21 protein-coding genes and 2 pseudogenes are annotated in these 20,462 nt (G+C 71.6%); 8 read left to right on the forward strand and 15 right to left on the reverse strand.

Features of this window, described 5'->3' with window-relative positions; translation table 11 throughout:
- Positions 1-921 (forward strand): LysR family transcriptional regulator, encoded by a 921-nt coding sequence (locus tag ACH5AF_RS20675; protein ID WP_398903075.1) that lies wholly within the window; start codon positions 1-3, stop codon positions 919-921.
- Here the strand turns inward: ACH5AF_RS20675 and ACH5AF_RS20680 are convergent.
- Together ACH5AF_RS20680 and ACH5AF_RS20685 are read right to left on the reverse strand one after the other, a co-directional pair.
- Complete coding sequence (locus tag ACH5AF_RS20680) at positions 911-1,921, reverse strand: endonuclease/exonuclease/phosphatase family protein (RefSeq protein WP_398903076.1); 1,011 nt, start codon at positions 1,919-1,921, stop codon at positions 911-913. The genes ACH5AF_RS20675 and ACH5AF_RS20680 overlap by 11 nt on opposite strands.
- Positions 1,914-2,606 (reverse strand): hypothetical protein, encoded by a 693-nt coding sequence (locus ACH5AF_RS20685; RefSeq protein ID WP_398903077.1) that lies wholly within the window; start codon positions 2,604-2,606, stop codon positions 1,914-1,916. Before ACH5AF_RS20685 ends, ACH5AF_RS20680 begins: the two co-directional genes overlap by 8 nt.
- Positions 2,607-2,775: 169 nt before the next feature.
- Here ACH5AF_RS20685 and dnaN point away from each other — a divergent pair, with 169 nt between their 5' ends.
- Together dnaN and ACH5AF_RS20695 are read left to right on the forward strand one after the other, a co-directional pair.
- Positions 2,776-3,894: a DNA polymerase III subunit beta gene (dnaN, locus tag ACH5AF_RS20690; protein WP_398903078.1), complete on the forward strand. Its 1,119-nt coding sequence runs from the start codon at positions 2,776-2,778 to the stop codon at positions 3,892-3,894.
- A 186-nt stretch (positions 3,895-4,080) separates the two neighbouring features.
- Positions 4,081-4,809 carry a carbonic anhydrase gene (locus ACH5AF_RS20695; protein WP_398903276.1) on the forward strand — a complete coding sequence of 243 codons (729 nt, stop codon included), beginning with the start codon at positions 4,081-4,083 and terminating at the stop codon, positions 4,807-4,809.
- A gap of 48 nt (positions 4,810-4,857) precedes the next feature.
- On the opposite strand, the gene ACH5AF_RS20700 is transcribed toward ACH5AF_RS20695, so the two are convergent.
- A complete protein-coding gene (locus ACH5AF_RS20700) occupies positions 4,858-5,583 on the reverse strand; it encodes a class I SAM-dependent methyltransferase (protein ID WP_398903079.1) in 726 nt (241 codons plus the stop codon).
- 493 nt (positions 5,584-6,076) lie between these two features.
- On the opposite strand from ACH5AF_RS20700, the gene ACH5AF_RS20705 reads away from it, so the two are divergent.
- A complete protein-coding gene (locus ACH5AF_RS20705; RefSeq protein ID WP_398903080.1) occupies positions 6,077-6,727 on the forward strand; it encodes a DUF4360 domain-containing protein in 651 nt (216 codons plus the stop codon).
- Positions 6,728-6,889: 162 nt separating this feature from the next.
- On the opposite strand, the gene ACH5AF_RS20710 is transcribed toward ACH5AF_RS20705, so the two are convergent.
- Genes ACH5AF_RS20710 through ACH5AF_RS20720 form a run of 3 tightly spaced genes read right to left on the reverse strand, consistent with a single transcriptional unit; the run spans position 6,890 to position 9,397 of the window.
- Positions 6,890-7,699 (reverse strand): amino acid ABC transporter ATP-binding protein, encoded by an 810-nt coding sequence (locus ACH5AF_RS20710; protein WP_398903081.1) that lies wholly within the window; start codon positions 7,697-7,699, stop codon positions 6,890-6,892.
- A gap of 43 nt (positions 7,700-7,742) precedes the next feature.
- The gene (locus tag ACH5AF_RS20715; protein ID WP_398903082.1) at positions 7,743-8,573 is read right to left on the reverse strand and encodes an amino acid ABC transporter permease; all 831 of its coding nucleotides are present in this window, start codon (positions 8,571-8,573) and stop codon (positions 7,743-7,745) included.
- Positions 8,540-9,397, reverse strand: coding sequence for an ABC transporter substrate-binding protein (locus ACH5AF_RS20720; protein WP_398903083.1), 858 nt, complete (start codon positions 9,395-9,397; stop codon positions 8,540-8,542). The genes ACH5AF_RS20715 and ACH5AF_RS20720 overlap by 34 nt, the downstream gene beginning before the upstream one ends.
- A gap of 303 nt (positions 9,398-9,700) precedes the next feature.
- Here ACH5AF_RS20720 and ACH5AF_RS20725 point away from each other — a divergent pair.
- Positions 9,701-10,282 (forward strand): annotated as a pseudogene (locus ACH5AF_RS20725) (SecDF P1 head subdomain-containing protein); the annotation flags it as partial.
- A gap of 37 nt (positions 10,283-10,319) precedes the next feature.
- Here ACH5AF_RS20725 and ACH5AF_RS20730 read toward each other — a convergent pair.
- From ACH5AF_RS20730 to ACH5AF_RS20760, 7 genes and pseudogenes are all read right to left on the reverse strand, one after another.
- Positions 10,320-11,234, reverse strand: coding sequence for a LysR substrate-binding domain-containing protein (locus tag ACH5AF_RS20730; RefSeq protein ID WP_398903084.1), 915 nt, complete (start codon positions 11,232-11,234; stop codon positions 10,320-10,322).
- A gap of 37 nt (positions 11,235-11,271) precedes the next feature.
- The gene (locus ACH5AF_RS20735) at positions 11,272-12,471 is read right to left on the reverse strand and encodes a glycine C-acetyltransferase (RefSeq protein ID WP_398903085.1); all 1,200 of its coding nucleotides are present in this window, start codon (positions 12,469-12,471) and stop codon (positions 11,272-11,274) included.
- Positions 12,472-12,513: 42 nt separating this feature from the next.
- Entirely contained in the window at positions 12,514-13,542 is a 1,029-nt protein-coding gene (gene tdh, locus ACH5AF_RS20740; RefSeq protein ID WP_398903086.1) for an L-threonine 3-dehydrogenase, read from the reverse strand.
- A gap of 319 nt (positions 13,543-13,861) precedes the next feature.
- Positions 13,862-14,887: a dipeptidase gene (locus ACH5AF_RS20745; RefSeq protein ID WP_398903087.1), complete on the reverse strand. Its 1,026-nt coding sequence runs from the start codon at positions 14,885-14,887 to the stop codon at positions 13,862-13,864.
- 427 nt (positions 14,888-15,314) lie between these two features.
- On the reverse strand, positions 15,315-16,316 hold the full coding sequence (locus ACH5AF_RS20750) for a DUF6397 family protein (protein WP_398903088.1): 1,002 nt from the start codon (positions 16,314-16,316) through the stop codon (positions 15,315-15,317).
- Positions 16,317-16,414: 98 nt separating this feature from the next.
- Positions 16,415-16,816, reverse strand: a complete 402-nt coding sequence (locus ACH5AF_RS20755) for a roadblock/LC7 domain-containing protein (protein WP_398903089.1) — start codon at positions 16,814-16,816, stop codon at positions 16,415-16,417.
- Between the two features lie 120 nt (positions 16,817-16,936).
- Positions 16,937-17,113: pseudogene (locus tag ACH5AF_RS20760) on the reverse strand (ATP-binding protein); the annotation flags it as partial.
- A gap of 133 nt (positions 17,114-17,246) precedes the next feature.
- On the opposite strand from ACH5AF_RS20760, the gene ACH5AF_RS20765 reads away from it, so the two are divergent.
- From ACH5AF_RS20765 to ACH5AF_RS20775, 3 genes are all read left to right on the forward strand, one after another.
- Entirely contained in the window at positions 17,247-17,852 is a 606-nt protein-coding gene (locus ACH5AF_RS20765) for a class I SAM-dependent methyltransferase (RefSeq protein WP_398903090.1), read from the forward strand.
- 266 nt (positions 17,853-18,118) lie between these two features.
- A complete protein-coding gene (locus ACH5AF_RS20770) occupies positions 18,119-18,382 on the forward strand; it encodes a hypothetical protein (RefSeq protein ID WP_398903278.1) in 264 nt (87 codons plus the stop codon).
- A gap of 74 nt (positions 18,383-18,456) precedes the next feature.
- Positions 18,457-19,293, forward strand: a complete 837-nt coding sequence (locus ACH5AF_RS20775) for a hypothetical protein (protein ID WP_398903091.1) — start codon at positions 18,457-18,459, stop codon at positions 19,291-19,293.
- Between the two features lie 233 nt (positions 19,294-19,526).
- On the opposite strand, the gene ACH5AF_RS20780 is transcribed toward ACH5AF_RS20775, so the two are convergent.
- Positions 19,527-20,069 carry an MOSC domain-containing protein gene (locus ACH5AF_RS20780; protein ID WP_398903092.1) on the reverse strand — a complete coding sequence of 181 codons (543 nt, stop codon included), beginning with the start codon at positions 20,067-20,069 and terminating at the stop codon, positions 19,527-19,529.
- A gap of 167 nt (positions 20,070-20,236) precedes the next feature.
- Positions 20,237-20,419, reverse strand: coding sequence for a hypothetical protein (locus tag ACH5AF_RS20785; RefSeq protein WP_398903093.1), 183 nt, complete (start codon positions 20,417-20,419; stop codon positions 20,237-20,239).
- Positions 20,420-20,462: the final 43 nt, after the last annotated feature.

The raw sequence follows: 20,462 nt of genomic DNA on the forward strand, positions 1-20,462 counted from the left end.
ATGGATCCGCATCTGCTGCGCACCTTCGTCACCGTGGCCGGCGTCGGCTCGTTCTCGGCCGCGGCACGCGAATTGGGCTACACCCAGTCCGCGGTGTCGCAGCACATCGCCGCGCTGGAGCACGACTTGGGCGCCACGCTGCTGCTGCGCCGTCCCGTCGCGCCCACGGAGGCGGGTACACGTCTGCTGGAGCACGCCGGGCCGCTGCTGCTGCGGCTTGATGCCGCACGCGCCGACATCGCCCGGCTGCTGTCGGCGACGACGGGCCGGCTCGCCGTCGGCGTCACCCCGCTGGCCATGTCGTCGCGTCTGAGCGGTGCGCTGGCCGACGTGCGCCGGGAGCAGCCGGGGCTGGCGGTCTCCCTGCGCGTCGTCGGGCAGTCCGCCGTCGTACGGGGGGTCGCCACCGGTGAGCTGGACCTCGCGCTGGTCGCCGGCCCGGCCGCGCCCAGTGACCCCCTCCACCTGCCCGAAGCAGGTCCGCTCACGACGATCGGTGTGGCCGAGGAACCGCCGGCCGTCGCGCTGCCCATCGGGCATCCGCTGGCCGGCCGGGACGGTGTCCGGCTCGCCGACCTCGGCGACGCACGATGGATCGACGCTCCGGAAATCACGGTCGGGCAGGACCGGCTGAGAACCGTCTGCGGGTACGACGGCTTCCCTGTGTCGCTGCGGTACGAGGGGACCGACGTACGGAGTCTGGTCACCCTGGTCGCCGCCGGTCACGGCCTCGCGCTGCTGCCGGCCTCGGTGCTGGAGGAGGCCTGCGACGTGGTGGGCGTCGCGGTGACGGTGCCGCGCATGGTCCACCGGATCGAGGCGGTGCACGGCGGAACGAGGGCGGGGTCGGAGGCGGTGGCACTGCTGGCCGACCGGCTCACCGACCCGGCGCGCGGGGATGCCGCCGCCGTCAGAGCCTGATGCGGGCGGCGACGGGCAGGTGGTCGCTGCCGGTCGCGGGCAGCGATCGGACATCGACGACGGTCGCGGACCGGGCCATGATCTGGTCGATCCGGGCCAGGGGGAAAGCCGCGGGCCAGCTGAACGCCATGCCTGGCCCCGCGACGTCCAGTTGAGAGCTCACGGGATCGAGGCCGCGGTCGTCGACGGTGGCGTTGAGGTCGCCGAGCAGGACCACACGCTCCGCCTGTTCGGCAGCGATCGCCGCCCCCAGGAGCGCGGCGCTCTCGTCCCGCCGGCCGGAGCTCAGGCCGTGCGGCACACCGAGCCGCACCGAGGGCAGATGGGCCACGTAGACGGCGACCTCGCCCGTGGGCGTCAGCGCGGTGGATCGCAGCCCCCTGTTCCATCCCGGGCCGATGTCGCGGGGCCTGATGTCAACGGGCCGTACGTTCTTGAGGGGATGGACCGACCACAGGCCCACGCTGCCCACGACCGCATGGTGGGGGTAGCGGGCCGCGAGTGCCCGCGCGTACACGGGCAGCGCGTCGGGGGTCAGTTCCTCCAGGGCCAGGATGTCGGCGCGCGCCCGCAGCAGCGCCTGTGCGGTGCCTGCCGGGTCGGCGTTCACATCACTGACGTTGTGCTGCACCGCGACGATGTCGTGGGGCCCGTCGCCGGCGGGCAGCAGGAGCGAGCCGAACTGGGCGAGCCAGGCCACCGCCGGCAGCAGCAGGGCGACGAGGGCGGTCAACGACCTCCGCAGCAGTGCGGGGACCAGCAGCACCGGCACGAGGACGCCGAGCCAGGGCAGAAACGTCTCCAGCAGACTGCCGAGCCGTCCAGGGGTGTTCGGGACGGCCTGGTGGAAGGTGAGCAGGAGCGCGGTGACGACGGCGCACGCGGCGACAAGCCGGCCCCGTGCCCGCGTGGGGGCGGGGGTGTCCGCGCACCGGCTTCCACCGCGGCGGAGGCGACGGATGCGCCGCAGCGGGTGCATTGCAGAGTGCGACTCAGACATCGAAGGCCTCGAGGGTGACGAGCGCCGTGGTGCCGTTCTCGTAGCGCACGGTCAGCCGGACGACGTCGGCGCCGGTGGCCGCCTCGGCGGCGCCGGCGCCGGTACCGGTGGCTGAGGCGGTGGGAGTGGCTGAGGCAGTGGGGGTGGCTGCGGCTGCGGGAGTCTCACCTGCGGGGGTCCCGGCACCGGCGGCCGAGGCGGTGGGGGCCGTGGCGGAGGGCGTCGCTTCAGTGAACGGCCACGCGGGATCGTCGCTCTCGCCGAATTCGATGCAGACGTCCTCGGCGCAGTGCTCCTTGGGCCGAGCGTCCGGGAAGGCCGACTTCAGCCACTCGTCCACATCGGCGCGCGGCATCCGGAACGTTCCGCGGACCACGTCGTCCATCCACTGGTCGATGGTGCAGTCCTCGTCGGTGCTCTTCTCCGGGAGGGTGCCGTGGGCGAACTCCATCGCGGTCGAGCAGCTGATCTCCGAACGCGTGCCGAACGGATCGTCGCTGACCATGAACGAGCCAATGGCCCACACAAACCACGCGACCACGGACCCGCACACGGCCAGGGGCACGGCGAGCAGCGCCCACAGCGCCCGGCGCGGCCATCTCGCCCGCTGCCCGGACGGCGGGTGCTCACCCGCCGTCCGGGCATCCGCCGCTACGACCGGACCGCCGTGCTCCGTGTCGTTCATGACACCCCCCTCCCCGTACCTGCTGGAGCCCGTTCGGCCTCCTCGTTCACAAGATCCTGCCAGGTGCCTGTGACAAGGGCGTTGTCAGTAGTGACGGATAGCTTCGAAGCATCGCGAACATCGCCGGCGCCGCCGACATCGCGACTGCCGTCGCAGAAAAGGGGATCGTATGGAGTTCCGGATCGTACGCGGTGAGCTGGCCGAAGCGGTCGCCTGGGCGGCCCGTGTACTGCCCGTCCGCTCACCGGTGCCCGTGCTCGGCGGCCTCCTCCTGGACGCGGACTCCGGGAGGCTGCGCATCTCGGGGCTGGACTACGAGGCGGCCGCGCGCATCGAGATCGAGGCGGACGTGGTGCGGCCGGGCCGGGTGTTGGTGATGGGGCGCCGGCTGGTGGACATCTGCAAGGTGCTGCCCGCGGGCACGGTGGAGTGCTCGGTCGACGGGTCGCGGTTCTCGGTGGTGAGTGACGGCGCGCGGTTCGGTCTTTCGGTGCTGCCGTTCGACGACTTTCCCGCCCTTCCTCCGCTGCCGGATCTCCGCGGCGTGGTCGACGCCGAGGTGTTCGCCGCGGCGGTGGGGCATGTGGCGGTCGCGGCAGGCCGTGATGACGCGCTGCCGGTGCTCACGGGCATCCGGGTGGCCTTCGACGGCGAGTCGATGACGTTGGCCGCGACCGACCGGTACCGGTATGCGGTGCGCACGCTCGGCTGGAAGCCGCAGACACCGGACGCGTCCGGCGATGCCGTCGTGTCGGCGCGCAGGCTCATGGACATCGCGAGCTCCCTGGCCCGCTCGGGGATGGTCCGGATCGCGCTCGACGCAGGCACGATCGGCTTCGAGAACGGAGGCATGCGGATCACGACGCGTCTGCTGGAGGGGCAACTGCCGCGTCGCGACAAGCTGTTCGCCCTGATATCCGCTGCTGTCGCGGTGACGGATCGCGAGCCGCTGCTGGAGGCGGTGAAGCGGGTCGCTGTCGTCGCCGACGGCGACAGCCCTCTTCAGCTGGACTTCACCGGCGGCTCGGTGCAGCTGCGGGCCGGGTACGAGGACGATGTGGCCTCGCAGCGGCTGCCGTCGACGCTGGAGGGTGCGTCGGAGATGACGGTCGCGTTCAACCCGGCGTACCTCGTGGACGCGTTGTCGTCCTTCGACGCGCCCGTGGTCCGCTTCGATCTGCTGGGCCCGGGGCAGAGAGCCCTGCTGACCGGCCTGGCGTCGGCGGACGACACGGACCGGAACGCTGCGCACCGTCATCTGCTGATGTCGGTGAAGCCCCTGGTGTGACACCGGATCGTCAACGAGGTCATACCAAGCGGGCGATCGCGCGCCGGGTTCATGTACGCGAACGCCTTCTCGGCGCGGCTTCCATCCCTGGCCAAGCTTTGTCCAAACAGGCGCAAAGAACTGGGTGATGGGCGCTCTTGAGGCTGCGGGCGCTTTACGTTCACGTGCGTGACAGTCATTCCACAGATGAACACATCGGTGCGCAAGAGCCGCCGCGCCCTGCTCCGCGCAGCCGTCGCCGGCGGAGCCATCGCCACAAGCGGCCTCGCTCTCGGAGCCGTGCCGGCCTCCGCGACCTCCCTCACCGCGCACGCACCGGCGCGCACGCGCCCCGGCACTCCGGCCACCGCCCTGCGTCAGCTGGCTGCGGGCAACCGCAGGTGGCGCACCTTCCACCAGCAGCATCCGCACGAGACGCAGGCCCTGCGCGAGACCATGGTCCGCGGGCAGCACCCCTTCGCCCTGATCCTCGGATGCATCGACTCCCGGGTGCCGCCGGAGCTTGTCTTCGACCAGGGGCTGGGCGACCTGATGACGGTGCGCTCCGCGGGCGAGGTGCTGGACGAGGCGGTGCTCGGCAGCGTGGCGTACGGCGTCCTGGAGCTGGACATACCCCTGGTCATGGTGCTCGGGCACCAGTCCTGCGGGGCGGTGACCGCGGCGGTGCGGGCCGAGGAGACGGGCGAGGAACTGCCCGCCCACATCCAGTACATAGCCGATCGCATACGCCCGGCCATCGACCACAGTCAGCAGGGGCAGGCACGGATAGATTCCACGATCGACCGCAATGTCGCCATGGTCAGCCGACTGCTGGCCGGGGAGCCCGACCTCGCGGCCAGGATCTCCACCGGCGCACTGGCCGTCGTCGGCGCGCGCTACGAGCTGACCTCGCAACGGGTGCACACCCTCACCTGACGCACCGCCCGGGCGGGCGGGAGGCGGGCTCGGTCCCGGCTCGCCCGTTCAGTCGCGCCGCGCGACCACGAGCCGGGCGCGCGGCGCGCCGCCGGGCAGTTGTCCCAGGTCGGCGAGCGGCCTCAACTCCACCGAGAACCCGGCTCGTTCGAGGTCGGCGCGCACTCCGGAGAGCGGGAAGGTGCGGTAGTACATGATGAACCGGGGGCGCCACACGGCGTTGCGCACCCGCATGGCGACGTCGAAGCCGAGCAGCGCCCAGTAGAGCCAGGTCTCCGGCCCCGGCGGGGCGAGCACCGGGAAAGCGAACCGGCCGCCGGGCCGCAGGGCGGCGTGGGCCTGAGCGAACAGCAGGGGCCGTTCCTCGGGCAGGAAGTGACCGAAGGCGCCGAAGCTGACGGCCAGGTCGAAGTCGCCGTCGAAGGGCAGGGCCCGCGCGTCCGCCCGCACCCAGGAGACGGCAGGCGGCCCGCCGGCGGGGACCGTGGCGCGGGCGGTGGCGAGCATGCCGGCGCTGAAGTCGACGCCGGTGACGCGGTCGGTGCACAGGTCGCGCAGCATGCCGACGCCCGCGCCGGTACCGCAGCAGATGTCCAGCCCTGCGGAGAACGGGCCCAGCGGCCGCAGGGCCTTCGCCACGGAGTCGAGGACCTGGTCAGGGGTCCGGAAGGGCGTCAGGTCGAACTTCGGCGCGAGCAGGTCGTAGCCGCGCTGCGTCGAGGACAACGCCTGGACGGCGAGCTCTTTCAGGGATGGCCCGTGTGCGGTGAACATCGCTGATCAGCCTAACGGCAGCGGCCGCACCAGGCACAGGACTCGTCGCCCCGGCCCAACAGGGTGGGTGTGGCACGCGCCGATGAGCGCCACGGGCCGGCCGCGTGCGGTCCGGCGGAGCGGGGCAGCGGGCAGCGGGGCCAGCCTTCAGGCAGCAGACTCATCCTGGCATGGTCGCAACCAGGCCATGAACGGGCCGTTCCGCGCGCCGTTAATGGCCGGTCGTCGCCCTGGCCGAATGCGCTATTGGTTTGTACCATTCGACCACTCCCGGTCCTCAGCGACCGTGCAGCCGCAGGCATGGCGACTGTCATGTGCATGACCCTTCAACGTCGCAGTCGCATGCCGTCGTTCGACCCGTTCCTGCACAGATCGATCCCACGCAACTGGTCCGTGACGGCCGGCCCGCACCACGGCCGGCCGCACCCCCCACCTCGCGCCAGGCGCTCACCCGCGCCCGGTGCCCGGCACCGAAGCAATGGATGGGAGAACCATGAACGCCGGTCTGCTGGTGAGTGGAGCGGTCGCCGCTCTGTTCGCCTCCGCGTTGCCCGCGCAGCACAGCCCGTCGGGGATCAGCGACCCACCGCCCGACAAGATCGTCATCGATGTCGCGACGGTGAACGGCTCCGGATGCCCCCTGGGCACCGCCGCCGTCGCCGTCTCCGAGGACAACACCGCCTTCACCGTGACGTACAGCGAATACCTCGCCCAGGTGGGCGGGGGTTCCTCGCCCACCGCGTCGCGCAAGAACTGCCAGCTCAACCTCATCGTCCACGTCCCGCAGGGCTTCACCTACGCCGTCGCCAGCGCCGACTACCGCGGCTACGCCTCGCTGCAGCCCGGCGCGAGCGGAACGGAGAAGGCCTCGTACTACTTCCAGGGCTCGCCGAACACCGCTGCGCGTACGCACACGTTCCAGGGCCCGTACGACGACAACTGGCAGGCCACCGACGAGACGGACTGGGCACAGCTTGTGTGGGCACCGTGCGGGGTGCAGCGGAACTTCAACATCAACACCGAACTCCGCGTCAGCGCGGGCGCCTCGGCCCCGTCGGCCACGAGCTACATGACCATGGACTCGACGGACGGTGACATCAGCACGATCTACCACCTGGCGTGGAAGGAGTGCCCCCGGAACTGACCGGGCGAACGGACCACTGCGAAGGCCCCGGCCGGGCATCCCCCTCCCGGCCGGGGCTGACCGGCTTCATGGCCGGCCTCGTCCGACGTCTCCGTCCGGGGCGACCACAGGGGGGACCGGGCATCAGCCGTCCCGCGACGCCTTCCGGCAGCGTGCCGGACCTCAGCTCTCCTTGTCCGGGCCTTCCGCCGCGCCGCCGGTGCCGGGCTGTTCGGCCGCGGCCGGGTCGAGGAGTCGCATCAGGAAGTTGCGGGTGCGCTCGTGCCGGGGGGCACCGACGACCTGCTCCGCCGGCCCCTGTTCGACGATCACTCCGCCGTCCATGAACACCACCCGGTCGGCGACCTCCCGGGCGAAGCTCATCTCGTGCGTGACGACCATCATGGTCATGCCCTCGGCGGCCAGCTGACGCATCACCGCGAGGACGTCGCCCACCAGTTCCGGGTCGAGCGCCGAGGTCGGCTCGTCGAAGAGCATGACCTCGGGGTCCATGACCAGGGCACGGGCGATCGCCACCCGCTGCTGCTGACCGCCGGACAACTGCGCGGGATACGCGTCGGCCTTGTCCGCGAGCCCGACCCGCTCCAGGTTCCGCAGGGCCACCTCGGCGGCCTTCGCCTTGTCCCGGCGCAGCACGCGCCGCTGCGGCAGGGTGAGGTTCTCCGTCACGTTCACGTGCGGGAACAGGTTGAACTGCTGGAAGACCATGCCGATCCGGCGGCGTACGGCGTCGATGTCGACGTCGAGGTCGGTGACCTCGGTGCCGCCGACGAACACCTGGCCATCGGTCGGCTCCTCCAGAAGGTTCACACAGCGCAGCAACGTCGACTTCCCGGACCCCGAGGGCCCGATGACGCAGACCACCTCGCCCGCGGCGATGTCGAGGTCGATGCCGCGCAGGACCTGGTTGTCGCCGAAGGACTTGTAAAGGCCCCGGATCTCGATCTCGGGACGGCCCGTGCCGCCGCTCATGCTCCCAGTTTCCGACTGTGCCGTCTTCTTGGGCATCCGTTCCTCACTTGGCCTTTTCGGCGCGGGCTTCGAGGCGGCGCACCACGAAACTCAGCGGCACGGTCACCAGCAGATAGCACAGGCCGGCGACCAGGATCGGCGTGGAGTTGGCCGTCTGGCTCGCCAGGTCCCTGCCGAACTTCGTCAGCTCGCGCTCATTCAGTGTGACGCCGAGGAACAGGACGAGGGACGAGTCCTTGAACAGCAGCACCAGTTCGTTCGTCAGCGGCGGGATCACGATGCGGAAAGCCTGCGGGATGATCACCGAGACCATGGCCCTGGCGTGCGAGAAGCCCAGGGAACGGGCCGCCTCCATCTGGCCCTTGGGCACGGCCTGGATGCCGGCCCGGATGGTCTCCGCCATGTAGGCGGCGGCGACCAGGCCGAGGCCGAGGGCAACCTTCCCGTACGTGCCGCCCGGGATCTCCGTGCCCGGGAAGGCTAGCGGTACCGCGACACCGACGAAAATGAAGATCAGCAGCGCGGGCAGCCCGCGGAAGATCTCGATGTAGACGCTCGCCACCCACCGGTAGGGGGCCACGGACGAGAGCCGCATCAGCGCGATGACCAGGCCGAGGACCAGGCCGAAGACGAAGCCGGACAGGGTGTACACCACCGTGTTGCGCAGTGCGGTGGTGATGATGTTCGGGAACAGTTCCCTGGCGAGGTCCTTCTGCGCGAACTGGTTCTGCAGACGGTCCCAGTCGGCGAGCAGGCCGATGACGACGAGGGCCGCCACGAAAACCGCGTACTGGATGCCCTGCGAGACCCGGCGCCGCTGGCGCCGGGTGAGACGTGAGGTCACGACCGGCCCTTGGGCAGCGGGCCGATCCACTGCTGGTAGAGCTTGTCGTACGTGCCGTCGGCGCGGGCGTCCTTGATCGCCTTGTCGATCGCGGCGCGCAGCTTGTCGTTGCCCTTCTTCACCGAGAAGCCGTACTGCTCTCCGGTGTCGATGTTCTGGCCGAGGACGAACTCGGCGGCATTCGCCTTGTCCTTCAGCCAGCCCTGAACGACCGGGTAGTCGATGACGACCGCGTCGACCTGGCCGGTGCGCAGGCCGTTGAGGACGGCGTCGGAGCTTTCGAAGGCGACCGGGTCGAAGCCCTGGCTCTTGGCGAAGCTCTCGCCGGTCGTCTCGGCCTGCGCGCCGAGCTTCTTCTTCTGCGATTTGACGTCGGCGAGCGTCTTCACCCCGCTCTTCTTGGTGGCGAGCAGCGCCTGGGTGGCATCGAAGTAGGGGACGGAGAAGTCCACGTTCTTCTTGCGATCGTCGGTGATCGTCATACCGGCCGCGGCGAGGTCGCATTCGCCGGAGTTGAGGAAGGCACCGGTCTTGAAGTTCTCGAACGGGGTGTCGAGGATCTTCTGTTCCACGCCGAGGTTCTTCGCCACGAGGTCGATCAGGGCGACGTCGAAGCCGACGACCTTCCCGCTCTGCTCGAACTGGAAGGGCGGGTAGGGCAGGTGCGTGCAGGTGGTCAGCTTGCCCTTCTCCACCACGGGAACGCCGCCTGCCGCCTCACCGGGTCCGTCCTCGGAAGAAGTACAGCCGGCGAGGATCACGCCGGCCGCCACGGCAGCTGCGGTGGCGCGGAAGCGGAAGCTGCTTCGGTGGGTGCGGTGTCCTCGGGCCGTCCCGAACACGGTGACCTCCATGGGTGTGGGGCTGGCGACCGCCAGAGCGCGGCCGCCCGCCGTGATCGTAAGCCAATCGGGCCGTGGTGCGCCGCAGCCGTCCACGACGCGTTCACCCCCCGTCCGACGGGCGGACACGCCGGGCGCCGCCCCGGGCCCGCCCTCGTCGCCCACGCTGGGCCGTGACAGGGAAGGTGGGATAACCGGAACCTGAGGGGGCGAGGATGCGAGGGCGCACGCATCGGGTCCTCGCGGCAGCCCTGTCGCCCGTGCTCCTCGGCGTCCTGTCCCTCTTTTCCCTCTTTGTGACGCTCGGCGGTACGACTGACCACCCCTGCCCGCCTCGGACTCGACCGGCGCGGTGGCACCCGCATCATCCTCGAAACCGAGGACTCCCCCCGTCCGTGCCGACCCGGCCGCCACCGACCGCGCGCTTGAAGTGCTGCGCCGCCGCGTCGACGGTCTCGGTGTCGCCGAACCGTCCCTCGCCCGCTCCGGGGAGCGGCGCATCGTCGTCGAACTGCCCGGTGTGCAGGAACCCCGCAAGGCCGCCGACGTCATCGGCCGCACCGCCCAGCTGACCTTCCACGCCGTCATCGGGGCCGCACCGCCCAGCTGACCTTTCACGCCGTCATCGGGGCCGCGCCGGGAGGGCGGACCGGCCCCGCCGCCGGCGATTCGCGCGTCCTGGCCGACCCGGACACACCCGGCGGCCGACTGCGGCTCGGGCCGCCCGCCCTGACCGGCGACGGCGTGCAGGACGCCGAGGCGGTGCTCGACACGCAGACCGTCAGGGGCTGGAGCGTCGATCTGTCGTTCCGCGGCGACGCAGGCGACACCTGGGCCCGTCTGACGGGCGAGGCGGCGTGCGCCGCCCCTTCGGATCCGGCGCGGCGCGTGGCGATCGGTGCGGGCGCGGCGCCGACGTGCGCGAGGACGCCCGTCAGCCGGTGGACAGGCCCCCGGCGGTGAGGGCGAGGGCGTCGAGGACCGGGCGGATCAGCGGATGGCTCTCCGCGCCGCGGCGTACGGCGGCGAAGACGCGGCGCGTGGCGGCGGGTCCGGACACGGCCCTGACCACCGTGTCGCTCAGCTCCATCCCCCGCAGCGCCGAACGCGGTACGAGTGCGACACCCGCGCCCGCCCCCGCGAGTGCGACAACGGCCCGGAAATCGTCCGACAGGTGCACGAGCCGGGGCTGGAAGCCCGCCAGTTCGCAGGCGAGCAGCACCATGTCGTGGCACGGGTTCCCGGGGTACGGGCCGATCCAGTCGCTGTCCCCGAACCGGGCCAGCTCCACCGTGTCGCCGGCCGCGAGCGGATGGTCGGCGCGCAGCACCGCGTCGAACGGCTCGGCGTAGAGGGGCACCCTGGCCAGCCTCCGGTCGTCCGCGCCGGGAGCGCCCCGGTACTCGACGGCCACCGCGAGATCGGCCTCTCCGTCGAGGACCAGCGGCAGGCTCTCGTCACCCTCGGCGTCGCGCACGCGCACACGGATGCCGGGGTGGTCCGCGGCCAGGCGCCCTATCGCCGGGGCCACGACCTCGGCGATGCCGGTGGCGAACGCGGCGACGGTCACCTCGCCCGCCGCCCCGCCCGCGTACGCGGCGAGCTCCGCCTCGGCACGCTCGAGCTGGGCGAGGACGGCGTGGGCGTGGGCGAGAAGGATCTCGCCCGCGGCCGTCAGGGCCACGCCCTTGCCGCTGCGGATCAGCAGGGCGTGACCCGTCTCCTGTTCCAGCGCGTTGAGCTGCTGGGAGACGGCGGAGGGGGTGAGGTACAGCGCGGAGGCCGCGGCGGTCACCGTACGGTGGTCCGCCACGGCCCGCAGGATGCGCAGCCGCCGGGGGTCGATCACCAGGCCATTTTGCCAGCCTGGACGGCCCTCTTCGGCGTCAGCCCTTCAGGGCCCGGCGGGCGTCGGTGAACGCGGCGACCGCGCGCTCGACGTCCGCGGTGGAGTGTGCGGCGGACAGCTGGACCCGGATGCGTGCCTGCCCCATGGGCACGACGGGGTACGAGAAGCCGATCACGTAGACGCCGCGCTCGAGCAGCAGCTCGGCCATCCGGCCCGCCTCCGCGGCGTCGCCGATCATGACGGGCGCGATGGCATGGTCGCCGGGCAGGATCTCGAAGCCGGCCTCCGTCATCTTCGTACGGAACAGCTTGGTGTTCGCCGCCAGCTTCTCTCGCAGGTCGCCGGCCGACTCCAGCAGGTCCAGGACCTTGAGCGAGGCGGCGGCAATCACCGGAGCGAGGGAGTTGGAGAACAGGTAGGGGCGGGAGCGCTGGCGCAGCAGCTCGACGATTTCGGCGCGGGCCGCGACATAGCCGCCGGACGCACCGCCGAGCGCCTTGCCGAGGGTGCCGGTGATGATGTCGACGCGGTCCATGACGCCGTGCAGTTCGGGAGTGCCGCGGCCGCCGGGGCCGACGAAGCCGACGGCGTGCGAGTCGTCGACCATGACCATGGCGTCGTAGCGGTCGGCGAGATCGCAGATCTCGGCGAGAGGCGCGACGTAGCCGTCCATCGAGAAGACGCCGTCGGTGACGATGAGGCGGCGGCGGGCGCCGCCCTCGACGGCCTTCTTCAGCTGCAGTTCGAGGTCGGCCATGTCGCGGTTGGCGTAGCGGTGGCGGCGGGCCTTGGACAGGCGGATGCCGTCGATGATGGAGGCGTGGTTGAGGGCGTCGGAGATGACGGCGTCCTCAGGACCGAGGAGGGTCTCGAACACTCCGCCGTTGGCGTCGAAGCAGGAGGAGTAGAGGATCGTGTCCTCCTGGCCGAGGAACGCCGACAGGCGCTGCTCGAGCTCCTTGTGGATCTCCTGCGTTCCGCAGATGAAGCGGACGGAGGCCATCCCGTAGCCCCAGCGGTCGAGCGCGTCCTTGGCAGCGGCGACGACGTCGGGGTGGTCGGCGAGGCCGAGGTAGTTGTTCGCGCAGAAGTTGAGCACGTCGCCGGGGGCGCCGCCGGCCGTGACGGCGACGGACGCGCTCTGCGGGGTGCCGATGACCCGCTCGGGCTTGTAGAGACCGGCGCTGCGGATCTCGTCGAGAGTGGTGCGGAGTTCGTCGCGGACGGACGCGTACATGAGGGTTCTCCTTGAGGCGGTGACGCGGTGCGAGATCGGGGCTCAGACGGTCCAGTCGAGGATGATCTTGCCGCTGCGGGCGGTCGCTGCCTCGTCGAAGGCGGCGTCGAAGTTCTGGTAGCCGTAGCTGCCGGTGATGACAGGGCTGAGGTCGAGGCCGCCCTCCAGGAGCACCGTCATGGCGTACCAGGTCTCGAACATCTCCCGGCCGTAGATGCCCTTGATGGTGATCATCGAGGTCACGATCTTCGACCAGTCGACGGCGAACTCCTGCGCGGGCAGGCCCAGCATCGCGATCCGCCCGCCGTGCGTCATGTTGTCGACCATGTCCCGCATCGCCTCGGGGCGGCCGGACATCTCCAGGCCGATGTCGAAGCCCTCCTTGAGACCCAGCTGCCGCTGGGCGGCGGCGATGCCGGTCTGCGAGACGTTCACCGCGAGGGTGGCGCCCACCTTGCGGGCGAGCTGCAGGCGGGACTCGCTGACGTCGGTGATCACCACATTGCGCGCGCCGGCGTGCTTGGCGACGGCGGCGGCCATGATGCCGATCGGACCCGCGCCCGTGATCAGCACGTCCTCGCCGACGAGCGGGAAGGACAGCGCGGTGTGCACGGCGTTGCCGAACGGGTCGAAGATGGCGGCGATGTCCAGGTCCACCTTGGTGCGGTGCACCCAGACGTTGGAGGCGGGCAGCGCCACGTACTCGGCGAAAGCGCCGTCGCGACCGACACCGAGACCGACCGTGCTGCGGCACAGGTGGCGCCGGCCTGCCAGGCAGTTGCGGCACTTGCCGCAGACGAGGTGGCCCTCTCCGCTCACCACGTCGCCGACGGCGATGTCCGCCACGTCGGCGCCGACGGCCGCGACCTCCCCGACGAACTCGTGCCCGAGGATGCGCGGCGTCGTGACGGCCTGCTGCGCCCAGCCGTCCCAGGACCTGATGTGCAGGTCCGTGCCGCAGATGCCGGTCCGCAGCACCTTGATGAGCACATCGCCGGGGCCGGTCTCCGGCTCCGGCACGTCCATGAGCCACAGCCCGGGCTCGGCGTGCTGCTTGACAAGCGCCTTCATCAGTGCGGCTCCAGGCATGGTGACGGGACTGGCCGGATACCGAAAATACGGCCCCGCTCAGTGGACGCGCTCCAATCTGCCCAGCTCGGAGCGTCGCGTCCATCGAGGATTTCTTAAGCGGGCCCACAGCCCAGCTTCATGCCCGTCCCTGCCGGAGCCATGGGTACTGGGTGGTCTGGTTGCCTGCCTGGGGCCCGGGGGCCGAAGAGCCTGGGAGGCCGGAGGGTGGGAGCGCCTGGGAGGACGGAGGGCCAGCGGGCCGAAGCGCCTGGGGGCCGTCCCGGCCTGCCGGTCTGGGTTCGCAGGGCGAGGGAGCCGGTCAGGCGGGACGGCCCAGCTCCTTGCGGAACAGGTCGAGAAGGTTGCCGCCGAGGATCGCGCGCAGCGTGGCCTCCGGCACGCCCCGCCCGTGCAGCGCCTCGGTGACCAGGGGCAGTCCACGGGGGCCCTCCAGACCGGGCAGCGCCCAGTCGTACTCGTAGCTGTCCTCGCAACAGGGCGGCGTGATGTCGTCGTTGACCTCCTGGATGAAGTCGGGGCCGAGGCCGACTCGGTCCGCGCCGGCGATGTCGGTGATGTGCAGGACATGGTCGACCAGCACGTCCAGTGTGGCCTCCGCTGGGTGGGCGGCGAGGAACTCGGGCAGGAAGTTGACGCACACGGTGCCGCCGGTGGCCGCGATGCCCCGTATCTGCTCGTCCGTGAGGTTGCGGTGATGGTCACGCAGAGCGCGCGCCGAGGAATGGGTGGCCATGACGGGCCGGGTCGCGAGCTCCAGCACATGGGCGACGCCCGCCGCGCCCAGATGCGACACGTCGAAGATGATGCCCCGCCGCTCCATCTGCGCCAGCGCTGCCACTCCGGCTCCGGTGAGGCGGCTGCCGGTCGCGTCCTCGCCGCTGCCGTCGGCCAGCGGAGTGCGTCCCCAGTGCGCGATGGAGGCGATACGCACGCCCAGCCGGTGCAGGGTGGAGAACAGTTCCACGTTGGCATCGACTCCCGGCGCGCTCTCGAGTGCGAGCACGAGCGCGATCCGGTCCTCCCCGAGGGCCGCGTCGATGTCGGCGCCGTCGAGGCAGAGCCGTACCGCGTCCGCGTTGCCCTCCGCGATGACATGAGCGCATTCGATCATGCGCAGCGTCTCCCGCAGGGCCCCGTCGGGGCGGAACCGATCGCCGATGAACACGGGCAGCACCTGCAATCGGACGCCCCCGTCACGCAGTTGGGGCAGCCAACGCCGGCGGAAGAACTCGGCCGAGCGGTGCGGCGGCCGTGCGGCCGCGGCGATCAGGAGGTCGTTGTGGGCATCGGCGACGACGCTGGCGCGGTGCAGGGCATGGGTCACGGTGCGGCCTTCCTGACAGGGGGGCGGAGAGGAGAGGGGGGTAGGAGGGACCGGGCCGAAGGTGGCGACCGCGGCCCGGAATCGACGCCCCGCTGTGGCAGGGCGGGTCGAGACGTGTGCTGCGGCCGCCGAGGATATGCACGCGCGGAGTGTGCGGCGAGCGCTTTTTCCGGGGTCCGGGGCCTGTTGACGGGCAGCGCAGCGGGCGGGCCCGGGTCCCGCCGGTCGGGGAGGCGAGGCGGTCGGCGGACCGCGCCTGCGCGAGCTGGCGGGGCACTGACCATGTCGGGTCAATCGGCCGAGGGGCCCGGCCGGTTCGGGTCAGGGCAGACCGACGCCGCCAAGACGGCTCCGGCGAAGACCGTCGCCGCGCGCCTGCCGCCGGATCGGGTCAGCCTGCCGGATCGCTTGCGCCGACCGCGTCAGGTCAGTCGGCCGGATCGGGCTTTCGCCGGCGGAGACGGTCCAGCAGCGCACGCCGGCCATGCGGCGGGCGCGGAGTACGCAGTGCGCGCGGAGTACGCCGCGACAGCAGCCGGGTGGCCGGCCCTCGCGCCGTCTGCCTGGACGCCCCCGGCCCGGCTGCCTGCGCGGGCCGGGGCGCCGGGCTCAGCCGGCGTGCCTCGTGCAGTGATTCGGCCAGGCTCATCCGGTGCCACAGGATCTCGTCGGGGTGGTCCGCGAGCAGCAGGCGGTCCACCAGCTCACGGCCAGCCGGGGATTCGGGTCTGCCACCGGGCAGCAGGTCCGGCCGGAGCACACGCAGACGGGAACGCTCGTAGGGATCGGGGACCACCTCGGCGACCGTCACCGGATCGAGCACCGCCGCGATGGCTGCGGCTCGCGACCACGGGTCCGAGGTCGCCCGCAACAGCATGCCCAGCTTTCGCCCGCGCCAGTTCCTCGGGCGGCGGTCCTCTCCCGAATCAAGCGCTGCGCGCACCGCGGGCGGCGTCCGGCCGGTCAGCAGATCGGCGTGGTCCTGGGCAAAGTCACGCAGCTCGCAGGTGAGATACATCCATACGACTGCGCGATAGCGGTTGAGGTAGAAGCGCACCGGAATGAAGTGGCCCGTGCGGGCGAGGCACGTGAACCGGTGGCTGGTGATCGAGAGGAGCTCGGCCCCCTCCCGAGTGCCGACCGCCCGGACCCGCTCCCGCAGCGCGTCCGGGAAACCCTCCGCCGCTCGGAGCCGGTCGATCTCATGCCGAGGGATCCGGGGAGGGCCACCGCGCGCGTCCGATGCCGTACCCACCAGTCCCAGCTGAACGGCAAGCTCCAACTCGCCGCTCCTCAGTTGCAGTTCGCGTGCGGCCCTGCTCAACGCCGGACTCGGCGCCCTGTCGCGGTCCGCCGCATCCCGGACCGCGTACCGCGTCGCGAACAGCGTGTCCTCTGTCACCTGCGACGACGTGTCCTGCGTAGTCATGATGTCTCCCCCGTAGAGCTGTGAACACTCACCGGTGATGACCGTAGCCCGCCGCAGCGACATCCCGCCGGGCCTGTGGATAACCCTGTCGCCGCAGGTCAGAGGGGGTTGTCCGGCTGACGCGCCTCGACGCCCAGGTGCTCACCGACCCGATTGACCATCAGCGTCATCTCGTAGGCGACCTGGCCCACGTCGGCCTCGGCGTCGCTGAGGACGCACAGGCAGCTGCCTTCGCCCGCCGCCGTCACGAACAGCAGTGCCTCGTCGAACTCGACCATCGTCTGGCGCGCGCGGCCGGCCCGGAAGTGGCGGCCGGAGCCCCGGGCGAGGGAGTGCAGCCCGGAGGAGACCGCCGCCAGGTGCTCGGCGTCCTCCCGTGCGAGACCCGTACTCGCGCCCGTGACCAGGCCGTCGTTGGAGAGCACCAGTGCGTGCCGTATGTAGTCGATCCGCTCGGTCAGGTCGTCCAGCAGCCAGTCGAGTCCCTTGTCCAACGCCATGGCCGGTCCCTCCCCGCTCGTACACCCCGTGGTCTCGCGTACGCCCGTAAGCCTTTCGCACGCCTGGGCCCACGGCAAGGTGCCGCCGGGAGGGCCGCGGCGGAACCGCATGCGCCGGGCTCAGCCGACCGAGGCCGGCTTCCGGGCAGTGCGCACCCGGCCCGCGTATTCGACCGAACCGGACCAGGACCTACTCGCCGGAGTGGCGGTCGCGCGCATCGCACAGGACGACAGGGGTGCGCCCTGGTCGAGATGGAGGGCGCGGGCGACTTCATGGGCACCGGTCGCCCCTGCCCCGGGCCCGCGTCCTCTGCCCCTGCGCCGGCCCGCGTCCTGTCCCTGCCCGCGTCACCCACCGCGACCGTCCGTCCGTTGAGGCGTGACCGGTACGCGCGTGACGGGCCGCCCTCTCTTGGCGGATCATGGGAACATGGCCGACGACCACACACACGTGCAGGAATTCTTCGGCGCGCGTGCTGCCGACTGGGACAGCCGCTTCTCCGACGACGGACCCGCGTACGCCGCCGCCGTCGCGGACCTCGGGCTGCGGCCCGGCGGCCGGGTGCTCGACGCCGGCTGCGGCACGGGGCGTGCGCTGGAACCGCTGCGCGCCGCCGTGGGCCCACATGGCAGCGTGCTGGGCATCGACCTCACGCCCGAGATGCTGGACGAGGCCCAGCGGGCGGGGCGCGGCAGGAGCGGGATGCTGCTGCTCGGCGACGTCGCCCGCCTCCCGCTGCGCTCCGGATCGCTGGACGCCGTCTTCGGCGCGGGGCTGATCTCGCACCTGCCGCAGCCGGCTGCCAACCTGCGCGAGCTGGCACGCGTCGTGAGGCCCGGTGGCGCGCTCGCCCTGTTCCACCCCATCGGCCGCGCCGCACTCGCCGCCCGCCACGGCCGCACGATCAGCGATGACGATCTGCGGGCCGAGCCGAATCTGCGTTCCCTCCTTGCCGGTTCGGGCTGGCGGCTGACGTCGTACACCGACCGGGACGACCGCTTCCTCGCCCTGGCCGTGCGCGAAGGCGACGAGTGACAGGAGTACGGGAAGGACGAGAGGGCGACGAGCGCGGCAGGACCCGAACGCCGCCGGCGCGCACATCGCGACAGGCGAGCCCGCAGACCGAAAGGGGCGGCCCGGCCGCCGCCTTCCATTAGGACACGCTCCATCCCGTTCGAACCACGTGCCAGGGTGGGAGACTTGAGGAGTCGGCGGCATCCGCCGCTCCCTTTTCACCAGGGAAGGTGGTCCGAGTGTTCGCCCGGCTCGTCAAGTTCTTCACCGCCCGTCCGGCCCGCCCCGTGCAGCCGCCCGGCCACGACCGCCCGCCACGGCACAACGTCTTCGAGGCCGCCGCGACCTATGTGGCGGCGAGCGTCGACGACGACTGGGACCGGATCGACGAGGCGGCGGGGTGGGTCGCGCCCGACGCACTCGTCTTCGGGATCAACGAACTCGCCTGCCGCGCGGTCATAGCCCTCGCCCGTGAGCGGAACGAGCCGGTGGAGTCGGTGGCCCGCGGTCTCCTGGACCTGCCCGGAGCGGAACCCTCCCGACCGATTTAGCTTCGCTCACCCTCGACGTGCGGGTTACTCACTGGTTAAGGTGCGCCGACGAACGATCGGATGGGGAGGTTGCCGTGGCCGGGGCGGAAGAGGCCGTGGACGACGACGCGCTCTATGTGCTGACCGCGGTGCTGCTCACGCCCGCGCAGTTCCCCAGCGTGCTCGGCGACGATTATCCGGCGGCCTGCCGGGCGCTCGCCCTCGAACCGTATGAAGAGGGGTACGGACTGGTCCTCGGCCAGGACGGCGAAGGCGCCCGCTGGACCGTGGTGGTCGACGACGTGTCCCTCGTCGCCGTCGCCATCGCCTCGTGGGACTGCGGCATGGAGTACGACCTCTCCCCCGACGAGCGCTCGATGGTCGCCGCGCTGCCCGGCTGGCCTCTGGCCGTCGCTGTGGCCGCACCCAACCTGCCCGCGCCCCACGACCCGGCGCCCGTGGAGGGCGACCCCACGCCGCTCGCCCCGCCGGACACGGGCCGCTGGGGTCCGGCGCAGCGCCGGCTGGGGGCGGACGAGGTCGCCCTGCAGTGGGCGCAGTGGCGCGATCGGACCGGCCTCGACGGGCCGGACGCCGACGGCACCGACACCGGCCTAGCGACCGGTTCCGGCGAGTTTCCCGCCGGTACGAGGTCGGGCGGGCTGAGCGAGGGCGTACGCCGCGCGCTCGGGGAAGCCCGTGCCTACACGGAATCGGCTCCGCCGCCCGGACGGGTCCGTTCGTCGTTCGCCCCCGGAGGGGCTCGCATGATCCGGGCCGACGGACCCGGCTGGTCCATGGTCGCGAGGACGGACGACATCGCGTTCCTCCTGCTGGACGAGGAACCGGGCGAGGTGATCCCCGTGGGCCGGGGCCCGGAGCTCCCGGGGCTGCTGGAGGCGTTGGAGAAGATGGCCGTCCATCCGGCGTGAGCGCCGGCCGTTGTTGCCGAGCGCGATGGTTGCGGGCGGCGATGGCTGCCGAGGACGATGGGTGGTGCCCGCGAGGTTGCCGGAGGTGCCGGTCGGGCTGCCGCTCGCTGCGGTCCCACCCTGTTGAGCGGGGCTCTCGGCCCCCTCCCGAGGGCGGTCCTCGGCCCCGTCGAACGGGCGGCCTCAGACCTCTTCGGCCCGCGGCCTCTTCGGTTCCTCGCTCGGGGCGGTCCTCAGACCCGTTCGAGCCGGCGGTGCGGGCCCGCGGGCAGTTCGACCGTGATCGGATCGCCCGGGCGGACCACCCCGCCCGTCCTCACCACACTCATGATTCCGGCCTTGTGCACGATCGCACCCGAAGCGTCGCGGCCGACGACCTGCCTGAGCAGGCCGTCCTGGAAGGCGTCGATCTGCACGCAGGGGTTCCGCAGGCCGGTGACCTCGACGACCGCTTCCGCACCGAGCCCCAGCAGTGTCCCCACGGGGAGGGACAGCAGGTCGATCCCCGTGGTGGTCACGTTCTCCCCGAGGGCTCCGGGGGCGACCTCGAAACCGGCGGCCGCCACCTCGGCGAACAGCTCCTCATGGATGAGGTGCACCTGACGGAGATTGGGTTGGGCCGGGTCCCGAGCGACCCGTGACCGGTGCTTGACCGTCACGCCCGCATGGACGTCGCCCTCCACCCCGAGTCCTGCGAGCAGCGTGATGCTCTTGCGGTTCGGCTTGGTGAACGCGTACACCCCGTTGCTGCTGACCGCCGTGACTGCCGCACTCATCGTCCGAGCTCCCCTCCCGTGCCGGTGATCATCCACGACCCTACCTCTGCGGGAAGAACACGCGACGCGCGCACGGAAGGCGGGCCGCACAAGGTGCGGCCCGCCCCCGCCCCTCGGGGCCCTCCGAGACCGATCAGCGGCCAGTCAGCGACCGGTCGGCGACCGGGTCAGCGACCGATCTCGCGGCGGGAGACGCGGCGCAGCCTGCGGCGCTGGCTCGGGTCGAGCATCAGATACGCCACGGTCGGCACACCGATCACCACCAGCAGCGAGAGCCAGAATCCGATGAACGGCATGAGGAGCAGGCCGACAGCCACTCCCCCGATCATGATCTTTGTGCGTGCCGACATGTCCGTCGCCTCCTCCGCGGCCGTGGCCGCTCCACTGGAAGAA

The organism is Streptomyces sp. NPDC018833, from assembly GCF_044390825.1.
In the GTDB taxonomy this organism is placed as follows: domain Bacteria; phylum Actinomycetota; class Actinomycetes; order Streptomycetales; family Streptomycetaceae; genus Streptomyces.

What these genes read in the sequence shown, in the direction of transcription:
- ACH5AF_RS20675 (WP_398903075.1), top strand. Translation starts at nt 1, where the DNA reads ATGGATCCGCATCTGCTGCGCACCTTCGTCACCGTGGCCGGCGTCGGC.
- ACH5AF_RS20680 (WP_398903076.1), bottom strand. Translation starts at nt 1,921, where the DNA reads ATGTCTGAGTCGCACTCTGCAATGCACCCGCTGCGGCGCATCCGTCGC.
- ACH5AF_RS20685 (WP_398903077.1), bottom strand. Translation starts at nt 2,606, where the DNA reads ATGAACGACACGGAGCACGGCGGTCCGGTCGTAGCGGCGGATGCCCGG.
- dnaN (WP_398903078.1), top strand. Translation starts at nt 2,776, where the DNA reads ATGGAGTTCCGGATCGTACGCGGTGAGCTGGCCGAAGCGGTCGCCTGG.
- ACH5AF_RS20695 (WP_398903276.1), top strand. Translation starts at nt 4,081, where the DNA reads ATGAACACATCGGTGCGCAAGAGCCGCCGCGCCCTGCTCCGCGCAGCC.
- ACH5AF_RS20700 (WP_398903079.1), bottom strand. Translation starts at nt 5,583, where the DNA reads ATGTTCACCGCACACGGGCCATCCCTGAAAGAGCTCGCCGTCCAGGCG.
- ACH5AF_RS20705 (WP_398903080.1), top strand. Translation starts at nt 6,077, where the DNA reads ATGAACGCCGGTCTGCTGGTGAGTGGAGCGGTCGCCGCTCTGTTCGCC.
- ACH5AF_RS20710 (WP_398903081.1), bottom strand. Translation starts at nt 7,699, where the DNA reads ATGAGCGGCGGCACGGGCCGTCCCGAGATCGAGATCCGGGGCCTTTAC.
- ACH5AF_RS20720 (WP_398903083.1), bottom strand. Translation starts at nt 9,397, where the DNA reads ATGGAGGTCACCGTGTTCGGGACGGCCCGAGGACACCGCACCCACCGA.
- ACH5AF_RS20735 (WP_398903085.1), bottom strand. Translation starts at nt 12,471, where the DNA reads ATGTACGCGTCCGTCCGCGACGAACTCCGCACCACTCTCGACGAGATC.
- tdh (WP_398903086.1), bottom strand. Translation starts at nt 13,542, where the DNA reads ATGAAGGCGCTTGTCAAGCAGCACGCCGAGCCCGGGCTGTGGCTCATG.
- ACH5AF_RS20750 (WP_398903088.1), bottom strand. Translation starts at nt 16,316, where the DNA reads ATGACTACGCAGGACACGTCGTCGCAGGTGACAGAGGACACGCTGTTC.
- ACH5AF_RS20755 (WP_398903089.1), bottom strand. Translation starts at nt 16,816, where the DNA reads ATGGCGTTGGACAAGGGACTCGACTGGCTGCTGGACGACCTGACCGAG.
- ACH5AF_RS20765 (WP_398903090.1), top strand. Translation starts at nt 17,247, where the DNA reads ATGGCCGACGACCACACACACGTGCAGGAATTCTTCGGCGCGCGTGCT.
- ACH5AF_RS20780 (WP_398903092.1), bottom strand. Translation starts at nt 20,069, where the DNA reads ATGAGTGCGGCAGTCACGGCGGTCAGCAGCAACGGGGTGTACGCGTTC.
- ACH5AF_RS20785 (WP_398903093.1), bottom strand. Translation starts at nt 20,419, where the DNA reads ATGTCGGCACGCACAAAGATCATGATCGGGGGAGTGGCTGTCGGCCTG.